We start from the raw sequence: 9644 nt of genomic DNA on the forward strand, positions 1-9644 counted from the left end.
CCAAGCGGGTTGAACAGGCCAAACGGAAGGCAGGACGGTTGTGGGCAGATGTGGTGCGTCAGAATCTACCGTGTCTGCAGCGGTCATCCGGGACGCCGATCCATCAAGCGTTGTCGGCGCTTCGGGATTTTGGTTGGGTGTAAAAAAATGGAATACAATATCATCACTTCAAGATGAGGGATGAGAGTCCAAAAGCGCTTACGATATCAATTCCTGAAAATGGTTCGCTAACTAGTGATTGACAACACCCGTAGTGAACCGAAAAAATGTTCTCCACAAAGTCTTGACTGACTCATTTTTATTTTATATGGTAGTATATAGGCTGGTACGGAGACAACGAAGGAGGATCAACATGTCGAAAAAAGATTTAATCGCTGTCGGTTTCATGTTATTTGCATTATTTTTCGGCGCCGGCAATATGATTTTTCCTCCTGCTCTCGGACAAGCAGCAGGAGAAAACGTATGGATTGCTATTGCTGGCTTTTTGATTACCGGGGTCGGATTACCCGTTTTAGCCGTAAGCGCCATCGCAAAAACAGGAAGTGATTTACAACAATTAGCTAGTCGAGTACATCCTGTATTTGGTGTTATCTTCACAACGATCATGTATTTAGCGATCGGCCCATTTTTCGGTATTCCACGTACAGGGACTGTCTCGTTTGAAATTGGAGTGACGCCATTTTTACCTGAAACGGCCGATCGTTCCATCATGTTAGCGGCGTATACAGTCATTTATTTCATTGTATCGCTTTGGTTGGCGTTAAATCCATCGAAATTAGTTGACCGCATCGGTAAGTTATTAACGCCGCTTTTACTTGTCGGTCTTACTTTGTTTTTTATCAAAAGTATATGGACACCTATGGGAGAGATCCAAAAACCAACCGATGCCTACGCACATGCGCCGTTATTTAAAGGATTTATTGACGGATATTTGACGATGGATGCCATTGCTGCGCTCGTTTTTGGTATTATTGTCATTCAAGCTATTCAACAAAAAGGAATAACAAACAAAAAGCAACTGACAAAACTTTGCATTCAAGCTGGGCTCATTGCCGCCTCTGGACTAACGATCGTTTATTTGTCGCTCGCTTTCATCGGCTCATCAAGCGTGCAGGCGATTGGTTATCGCGATAATGGCGGAGAAATTATTAGCCAAGCAGCCACTTACTTATTTGGGCAAGCCGGAGCAGTCATCTTATCGGTTATTATTATGCTTGCGTGCTTAACGACATCCGTCGGTTTATTATCATCGTGCGCAAGCTATTTTGCGAAAATTTCGCCAAAGCTTTCTTATCGAATGCTCGTCATTGTGATGAGCGTCTTTAGCGCATTCATCGCAAATGTCGGTTTAACAAAGCTTATTTCGTTATCCATTCCTGTGCTTATTATCATTTATCCGTTAGCCATTACTCTTGTCGCTTTATCGTTTTTACATGACTATTTTGGCGGGAAACAAACGGTTTACATCGGAGCGATTGCTGGTACATTTCTTGTTAGCGTCGTTGATGGGCTGAAAACAGCGGGATTTGATGTATCAGCCATTTTACACGTATACGAAAAAACATTGCCTTTGTTTGAACAAGGAATTGGTTGGCTCACACCAGCGCTCGTCGGTGGCTTGATCGGCTTATTGCTAAACAAAACAAATCATGTCACACGTATCGAAAGAAAAGCAAGTTAAAAACGAGTGAAGGAATTCCCCTTCACTCGTTTTCTTTTAACCACTCACGAATACGTTCAAACGCTCCTTCCTCCACTTGCTCTACCGTAGCAATCGCCTTTTGTAAGGATAATTCGTATTCGTATCGTCGAAACAACTGTTCCGCTTCCTCTAATCCTTCTTTCACGGCTCGGAAACGACGACGGTAACGGTTGCCATATTGAATGACTTGTTCAGCTAATCGAGCTTGTTCAATCATTTCTTTTGTTTGGTCACATACATGTTGCACAAACAAGATCGCCTCGTCTAGCGCTTGATGAACGGCCTCCATATTTAACGGCTTTCCGTCTAATGTAAGCGACACACGCGTTAAGCTTTCACGCGCTTCACTCACTTGCAACATATAAGATTCCGGTAGCCCAGGAAGTTTGCTTTTTTTCACGAGCCGAATCGCTTCAGACAATTGTTTTTTCATTTCTGCTAATTTCTCACGCGCTGCTAATTCATCTTTTCTTAACGCATATAAGTGGTCACGAAATTGGGCGTGCTTTTCTTTCACCGCAGCAATTTGCGCTAAAATTTCCTCCAACTCTTCACGAATAAGCGAGTAAGCTAACCGCTCCTCGATCATTTTCGTTTGAATTAACATAAATCGTTTCATCAATTGTTGCACTTGCTTTTCAATTTGTCGATATTTATCAAGGTCATGTTGTGATAAATGATAACTTTGCTGAACAAATAACGTTTCATCGCGCGTTTCTTTCGTTTCCTCTTCTAACTCGTAAAGCGTTTGTTCAATTTTTTCCGTTTCATCATGAACGAAACGTTCCGCATATACTTCTTTCTCTAACAAATCGTACAACGTGTCAACATCTTCTTGCACTTCTCGAAGAAGCTTTTCTGCTTCATCGACAGCAAGCGTTTCTAACAGCGCAAGCACTTTTGACAACTTCTCCCGAATCGTTTCTACTTCTTTGTCAACAGGCAAATGGTCAAGCACATACCCTTTCTCTAACAGTTCACGATACCCTTCGACAATATTGTCAAGTTGTGCTGGAATTTCAACTTGCGCATCGCTCAGTAAAAGTGGAATGTGTTCAATAAAACGATTCAACTCATTTAATTCATTTTGAATGAGCAACACTACTTCACGGGCAGCTAAATAATTTCCTTCCGTCGTTAACTGTTCAAATGTTTGAAATTGTTGTTGAAGAGCATTTAATCGCGATTCAAGCGCAGTTTCTGTACGCCCAAACGTATGACGTTGAGTAAGCATCGCTTTTTTTACTTGGCGATACTTCTCTTTTAATTGTTCAATTTCTTCACGATTTTTTTCTTCACTTCCAACTAATTCTTGTAACTCTAGTAAAATGCGTTGAATGCTCCCTTCAATTTCTTGAAGCTGCTGTTCTGTTTGCTGTAACGCATCTTTCGCTTTCATAAACCGATATTTACCCACTGCTTCCTCGATATCAAACAACTTTTCTTCTATGTTTGGCAGTTGAACAGCGACAATGTCATCCCATTCATTCCGCCACTTTTCAAACAGCTGCTCTGTTTCCCCCATCATATTTAATGACTTAATTTTCGCCATTTCTTCTGGTACCGGGCGATTCATTAAAGAAATTTTCCATTGCTCTAATTGATCGATTTGTTTATATAAACGTTTTCGGTACACGTATGTATATGTAAGTCCTCCAATAAAGAGGAGCGCACTAATCGCTACAAATTCCATAATGGGCCTCCTTGTTGTCAAGCTTTCTTTTTTATGGAGAAGGCATTTTCTTTTCAATGATTTTATGATACCATGTTAGCAACATTTTTTGAGCAAAAATTTTAATTTTTTTCCTAAAAAAACGTGATTTTGTCGAATTTTGCGCCAAAAGAGGTGAAAAACGTGCGTGACGGGCATATTCATACACCGTTTTGTCCTCACGGAAGTGACGATGCGCTGCATGAATATATCGAAAAAGCCATTTCGCTTGGTTATACAGATATTTCATTTACCGAACACGCACCGCTTCCGAAAGGATTTATAGATCCAACCCCTTATCAAGATAGCGCGATGAAAGAAGAACAACTAGCGTCATACGTATCAATTTTACAATTATTTAAAAAACAGTACGAAAGGCATATTCGTATTCATATCGGATTAGAAGTTGATTTCATTGTCGGATATGAACACGAGACGAAAACATTTTTAAATGAAATCGGCCCACAACTAGACGATAGCATTTTATCCGTTCATTTTTTACAAATGAACAATCGGTACATGTGTATCGATTATAGCGAAGACATGTTCGGCGAAATCGTTACAGCGTTTCAATCTATCGAACGAGTATATGATGCGTATTATAACACCGTTCTCGCTTCTGTTGTTGCCGATTTAGGACCATACAAACCAAAACGTATCGGGCATATAACGCTCGTCCGCAAGTTTCATCGCGCATACCCGTGTGATTATGATGAGAACAAAATCATCACACGCATTCTAGATGAAATGAAAAATCGTCAACTAGAACTTGACTACAACGGTGCCGGCACAACAAAACCGCTCTGCTTAGAGCCGTATCCGCCTCATTGGGTTGTAAAAGAAGCGTTAAAACGCGGCATTCCGCTCGTGTACGGCTCGGATGCTCACTCGGTTGCCGGCCTTCACCAAGGAATTGAACATATGTTGATATAAAGGAGTGAAGAACATGTTTCATACGCAAACATACACAGGGACAAGAGAGGAAAATTATACACTTGTCATCGAACAACTGAAAGCGTTAATTTCAGATGAAAAAAATGTTGTAGCGAACTTAGCGAACGCTTCCGCTTTATTGAATTATTTTCTGCACGATATTAATTGGGTCGGTTTTTATATAACCGAAGGAAACGAACTCGTTCTCGGGCCATTTCAAGGGTTACCGGCTTGCGTGCGCATTCCGTTCGGCAAAGGGGTATGCGGAACGGCCGCTGCTGAAAAGCGCACAGTACGTGTTGCCGATGTTCACACGTTCCCGGGTCACATCGCATGCGATGCTGCATCTCAATCTGAAATTGTCGTTCCGATGATAAAAGACGGCCGTGTTATTGGTGTGCTCGATATTGACAGTCCAATCAAAAATCGTTTCGATGAGGTAGACGAACAGTATTTACAACAGTTTGTTGAAACGCTTATTCAATATGTTAACATATAAGAAAGAGGCCGGAATATTTGGCCTCTTTTTAATATTCTTGAACAACGACGCGGTTTTTTCCTGTCCGTTTCGCTGTATATAACGCTTCATCGGCACGATTAAACAGCTCTTTCACAGAGTCCGCACGATTTTTCTTCCAGTACGATACCCCACAAGAAATCGTCACCGGCGGGTTTGTTAGCTCACGAACTTTTTGTACTAAGCGGTTCGCAATCGATAAACCTGCATTAATGGACACTTTCGGTAAATAAATGGCGAGTTCTTCTCCTCCCCATCGAGCCCCGATGTCATTTTGGCGAATGTTTGCTTTAATAATATTTGCTACTTGAATAATAATTTCATCCCCGACTTGATGCCCATACGTATCGTTTATTTTTTTGAAATTATCAATATCTATTAAAATAAATGTACCTAATCCATCCTCTTCCATCGAACGTTGGATACGTTCATCTAAATAATGACGTGCATATAAATTTGTTAGCCGATCTGTAATGACCATTCGTTCAAGCTCTTCACGCAATGCGGCGTTTGTAAACGCCAACGTGGAATGATGAATAAGTGACTGTAACAATTTAAACATATCAAAAGAAAAATGGTACGCCTCTTGATGTAGCACGATCGCTACCCCTTTCATCATCCCGCGCATCATCGGTACAGCCATAAGCGAACGAAAACGTTTCGCATGATCGCTATGAATTTTTACATCACCTAAAAATAACGTATCCCGTGGATGTTGAATGCGATGAAAAACGAAATCTACATATGCCTTTGCTTCGCGTGATTGAAAAAACGCCGTACTTCCAGGAAGTACTCTCCGCTCTTTTTCTTGCAAAATAATAAAGCCGACTTCGTCCGCATCAAATGACGTTTTAATTTTCTCAATCATAAACTTCAACGCATCTTGAAAGCGTAAGTTCGTATTTAAATGGTGAATCGTTTCGTTAATGAGTTGCAAATCAGCAATTAATCGTTTCGATTGTTCGTATAATTTTGCATTCTCTAATGCGCTTCCAGCCGTATTTGCCAATAAGGAAATAAAGCGCATTTCCCTTTCTGGTAACTCCATAATTGTTGGAGCAATCATTTCGATCACCCCGTAAATGCCTTGAGCTCCTTTAATCGGGGCATAAATCACAGACTTTTTATAAACAAGCGAATCATGGAGCTGAATTTGTCCAGTGACATACGCTTGCATGGCCCCCATGTGCTCATCTTCATTTTCAAATGTAAGTAGTTTGATCGGCAAATCTCGGTCTGTTGTGCTGTCATAAGATAAAAACAAATGAAACGTAAATGTCGGATATACTTCTTTTAATACTTTTACAATTTCTTCAAGTACATCCCCAATATTCATAGACGCATGAATTTTTGTTGCTGCTCGATGTAATTGTTCGTATCTTTTTTCCTCACTTAATGCTTCAGACACTTTGCGAATGCGAGCAAACACTTTTAAAAAGTCTTGTCTCATTTGTTTGATTAACGATCTCGGTATCATATGTCGCACATGAAGCTGAAAACGAACGAGTCCGAGTGAATCTTCTGAAAAATGTATACCAAACTGAACAGTTTTGATTTCGCTTTCATCATCGATGACAACAACATCGTCAAACTGTTGTTTTAGCTGCTCATCAAACGGAATCATATATTTTTCTCGCTGTTGTTCAATGATGTGATTTGTCGTCACTTCAGGTTCAAAAGCGTGTTTAAACGGGTTTAGCACATAAAACGTGACATCTAATAAGTGAAACTCTTTTTGCAATAAAGTGATCAGCGCTTGGATGACGCGAGGTAAATTCGTGAAATCTTCTTCTGTTAAAAACCAATCGAAAAACTTTTGTTTAAATATGGCGTATTGATCGCGTTCTTGAACGTTCATTTTTTCACTCACCCGCACATACTTCCTCTCTATTATATGTATGAACCATATAAATAAAAAAATGAGAGTTTATGTCATATTTCTAAAACTGAGGACCTACTTACTATATCATACCATACTCCTTATTATAAAGACTATACAAAAATTGTTGACTTAGACACGAAAAAAAACTATAATAGCCTTTGTGTAAAATATTGCAGCCTTTGTGCTCACATTTGTATGTCCATTTTGTTCCCCATAGGGATCGTCATTCTCTAATTGGAGGTTGTATCGTGTAACTCTCAGCTGCTAGGGCGAAGATACATGAAAACAAAATGGCGATAAATGGTGAGGCACGACTGTTTTTATTTTACCAAAAATAAAAACAAAGGAGGAGCATTTATGGCTCGTTATACAGGTCCAACATGGAAAATTTCTCGCCGCCTTGGCATTTCATTGAGCGGTACAGGTAAAGAATTACAAAAACGTCCGTATCCACCAGGTCAACATGGTCCAGGACAACGCAAAAAATTATCTGAATATGGTATTCAACTTCAAGAGAAACAAAAACTTCGCCATATGTACGGTGTAAACGAACGCCAATTCCGTAAAACGTTCGAAGAAGCTGGTAAAATGGCTGGTAAACACGGTGAAAACTTCATGATCTTGCTTGAATCTCGTTTAGACAACCTTGTTTACCGTTTAGGTTTCGCGCGCACTCGCCGTCAAGCTCGCCAATTAGTTAACCACGGTCATATTTTAGTTGATGGCAGCCGCGTTAACATTCCATCTTATCGTGTAAAACCAGGTCAAACAATTTCTGTTCGCGAAAAATCTCGCAACCTTCAAATTATTAAAGAAGCGCTTGAAGTGAACAACTTTGTACCTGACTACTTAACACTTGATGCGGACAAATTAGAAGGTACTTACACTCGTTTACCTGAACGCTCTGAATTGCCTGCAGAAATTAACGAAGCATTAATCGTCGAGTTCTACTCACGTTAATAAAAAAACCCTTCTCTGCCGAAGCAGAGAGGGTTTTTTTATTCATAACGGATTAAATAATATTTTTTCTTGCCGCGGCGAATAATTGTAAAGCGACCTTCGATGCGATTTTCTTCTGTCATGATTTTATTTACGTCTTGCATGCGCTCGCCGTTCACGTAAATCGCTCCATTCGCTACGTCCTCGCGGGCTTGACGTTTCGATGGACAAATGCCACTCGCTACGAGCAAATCAACAAGCGCTACTTCCTTTTCATGACATACATACGATGGTACATCTTTAAAACCTTGTTCAATCTCATTTACTGTTAATTTTGCTACTTCTCCGCTAAAGAGCGCTTCAGAAATGTTCATTGCCTGTTGCAGCGCTTCTTCCCCATGAACGAGACGCGTCATCTCCACAGCTAATGCTTTTTGTGCTGCCCGTTTTTCCGGCGCTTCAGCTGTTTGTTTTTCTAATTCCATAATTTCTTCGTGCGATAAAAACGTAAAGTACTTCAAATATTTTACAACATCACGATCATCTGTATTAATCCAAAATTGGTAAAACTCATATGGAGACGTTTTATCAGCATCAAGCCATACCGCTCCACCCTCTGTTTTCCCAAACTTCGTTCCGTCTGCTTTTGTTACGAGCGGAACAGTTAATCCAAACACTTTTGCGTCTTCTTCTGTCTTTCTAATGAGCTCGAGCCCCGCCGTAATGTTCCCCCATTGGTCACTTCCACCAATTTGCAACTTACATCCATACATTTCATGCAGTTTCAAAAAGTCGTATGCCTGCAAAATCATATAACTAAACTCTGTAAACGAAATTCCTGTTTCCAATCGCGACTGTACAGATTCTTTCGCAAGCATGTAGTTAATTCCAAAATTTTTCCCGACATCACGCAAAAATGTAATGACATCAAGTGAACCGATCCACTCGTAGTTATTTGCGATAATCGCCGGATTGTTATCTTTGTCAAAATCTAAAAAGCGGCTTAACTGTTGTTTAATTCGCTCACTGTAATGAGAGACCGTCTCTTTTTCATTTAATTTTCGCTCTGCTTTTTTTCCACTCGGATCTCCGATCAGCCCCGTTGCTCCACCAACGAGCGCAATCGGTTGGTGACCAGCTTGTTGAAAGCGACGCAACATTAAAATCGGAAGCAAATGACCGATATGCAAACTATCTGCCGTTGGGTCAAAACCGCAATATACTTTTACGCTTTCTTCTGCTAACAATGCTTTCAGTCCATCTTCATCTGTCATTTGATTAATTAAACCGCGAAATTGTAAATCTTGAAGCAAATCCATTACAACCACCCTTTCTGTTTATTATGGAAACAAAAAAACCCGTCCTTCATTATGAAGGGACGAGTTTCATCGCGGTACCACCCTACTTAGAGAACGTACATGTTCTCTCGCTTCATTGGCATAACGGCCTATACCGTCTTTTGCTACTTTCGCACAAGCTGTTCGCAAAAGATGCTCACGGAGGTAATTCATGCTTACCTATGCGCTAGTTCGCACCCGCCACTAGCTCTCTGTCAGCAGGGAGATAAGCACTACTCATTCCGCTCATCGCTCCATTATTCACATGTCAATATACCCTCTTTTATCATAAAACATCAACTGTTGTCAAGATCTTCAAACAAATTTAGTGTGAGTAAAATATTTGTGGGTGACATTCAGGAATGATTCCCCGACGAGGGTTGCGAACTTTTGTTCGCGACGCTCGTCGGGGCCACCAAGCGAAGCGCGGTAGAAAAAAGCAAATGTCATGCAAAAAGGACTCTCTCCCTGCTATGATGGTGATGACCAACATCAATAAAACAGGAGGGAGAGAGTCCATGAAACATTTTACCACAGAATGGCCTTTATTAAAAGAGCTGGAGGAACAATTAGTCAGAACTCTTCAAAAGGTGTTCGCTGTCTTGTTGGCGGCCCTTTTGGAG

7 protein-coding genes, 1 pseudogene and 1 other annotated feature are annotated in these 9644 nt (G+C 40.6%); of the genes and pseudogenes, 5 read left to right on the top strand and 3 right to left on the bottom strand.

What is annotated here, in order from left to right; genetic code table 11:
- Nucleotides 1-143 (top strand): annotated as a pseudogene (locus LH47_RS15555) (UPF0236 family protein); the annotation flags it as partial.
- Nucleotides 144-352: 209 nt separating this feature from the next.
- Nucleotides 353-1681 (top strand): branched-chain amino acid transport system II carrier protein, encoded by a 1329-nt coding sequence (gene brnQ, locus LH47_RS13170; protein WP_043968265.1) that lies wholly within the window; start codon nucleotides 353-355, stop codon nucleotides 1679-1681.
- A gap of 22 nt (nucleotides 1682-1703) precedes the next feature.
- Here brnQ and ezrA read toward each other — a convergent pair whose 3' ends face one another.
- A complete protein-coding gene (gene ezrA, locus LH47_RS13175) occupies nucleotides 1704-3395 on the bottom strand; it encodes a septation ring formation regulator EzrA (RefSeq protein WP_043968267.1) in 1692 nt (563 codons plus the stop codon).
- A gap of 162 nt (nucleotides 3396-3557) precedes the next feature.
- On the opposite strand from ezrA, the gene hisJ reads away from it, so the two are divergent.
- Nucleotides 3558-4346, top strand: coding sequence for a histidinol-phosphatase HisJ (gene hisJ, locus LH47_RS13180; protein ID WP_043968269.1), 789 nt, complete (start codon nucleotides 3558-3560; stop codon nucleotides 4344-4346).
- A gap of 13 nt (nucleotides 4347-4359) precedes the next feature.
- The gene (locus LH47_RS13185) at nucleotides 4360-4845 is read left to right on the top strand and encodes a GAF domain-containing protein (protein ID WP_043968271.1); all 486 of its coding nucleotides are present in this window, start codon (nucleotides 4360-4362) and stop codon (nucleotides 4843-4845) included.
- A 28-nt stretch (nucleotides 4846-4873) separates the two neighbouring features.
- Here the strand turns inward: LH47_RS13185 and LH47_RS13190 are convergent, their stop codons facing one another.
- Nucleotides 4874-6721, bottom strand: coding sequence for a sensor domain-containing diguanylate cyclase (locus tag LH47_RS13190; protein ID WP_043968276.1), 1848 nt, complete (start codon nucleotides 6719-6721; stop codon nucleotides 4874-4876).
- Nucleotides 6722-7102: 381 nt separating this feature from the next.
- Here LH47_RS13190 and rpsD point away from each other — a divergent pair, with 381 nt between their 5' ends.
- Nucleotides 7103-7705 (top strand): 30S ribosomal protein S4, encoded by a 603-nt coding sequence (gene rpsD, locus LH47_RS13195; RefSeq protein WP_043968273.1) that lies wholly within the window; start codon nucleotides 7103-7105, stop codon nucleotides 7703-7705.
- Nucleotides 7706-7743: 38 nt separating this feature from the next.
- On the opposite strand, the gene tyrS is transcribed toward rpsD, so the two are convergent.
- Complete coding sequence (gene tyrS, locus LH47_RS13200; RefSeq protein WP_043968275.1) at nucleotides 7744-9003, bottom strand: tyrosine--tRNA ligase; 1260 nt, start codon at nucleotides 9001-9003, stop codon at nucleotides 7744-7746.
- Nucleotides 9004-9055: 52 nt separating this feature from the next.
- Nucleotides 9056-9280 (bottom strand) — a binding site (T-box leader).
- Nucleotides 9281-9644: the final 364 nt, after the last annotated feature.

The organism is Anoxybacillus thermarum (genome assembly GCF_000836725.1).
Taxonomy (GTDB): domain Bacteria; phylum Bacillota; class Bacilli; order Bacillales; family Anoxybacillaceae; genus Anoxybacillus; species Anoxybacillus thermarum.

Bases quoted from the DNA above. Each gene is read 5' to 3' on its own strand.
- brnQ (WP_043968265.1), top strand. From the start codon at position 353: ATGTCGAAAAAAGATTTAATCGCTGTCGGTTTCATGTTATTTGCATTA.
- rpsD (WP_043968273.1), top strand. From the start codon at position 7,103: ATGGCTCGTTATACAGGTCCAACATGGAAAATTTCTCGCCGCCTTGGC.
- LH47_RS13190 (WP_043968276.1), bottom strand. From the start codon at position 6,721: ATGAACGTTCAAGAACGCGATCAATACGCCATATTTAAACAAAAGTTT.
- LH47_RS13185 (WP_043968271.1), top strand. From the start codon at position 4,360: ATGTTTCATACGCAAACATACACAGGGACAAGAGAGGAAAATTATACA.
- ezrA (WP_043968267.1), bottom strand. From the start codon at position 3,395: ATGGAATTTGTAGCGATTAGTGCGCTCCTCTTTATTGGAGGACTTACA.
- tyrS (WP_043968275.1), bottom strand. From the start codon at position 9,003: ATGGATTTGCTTCAAGATTTACAATTTCGCGGTTTAATTAATCAAATG.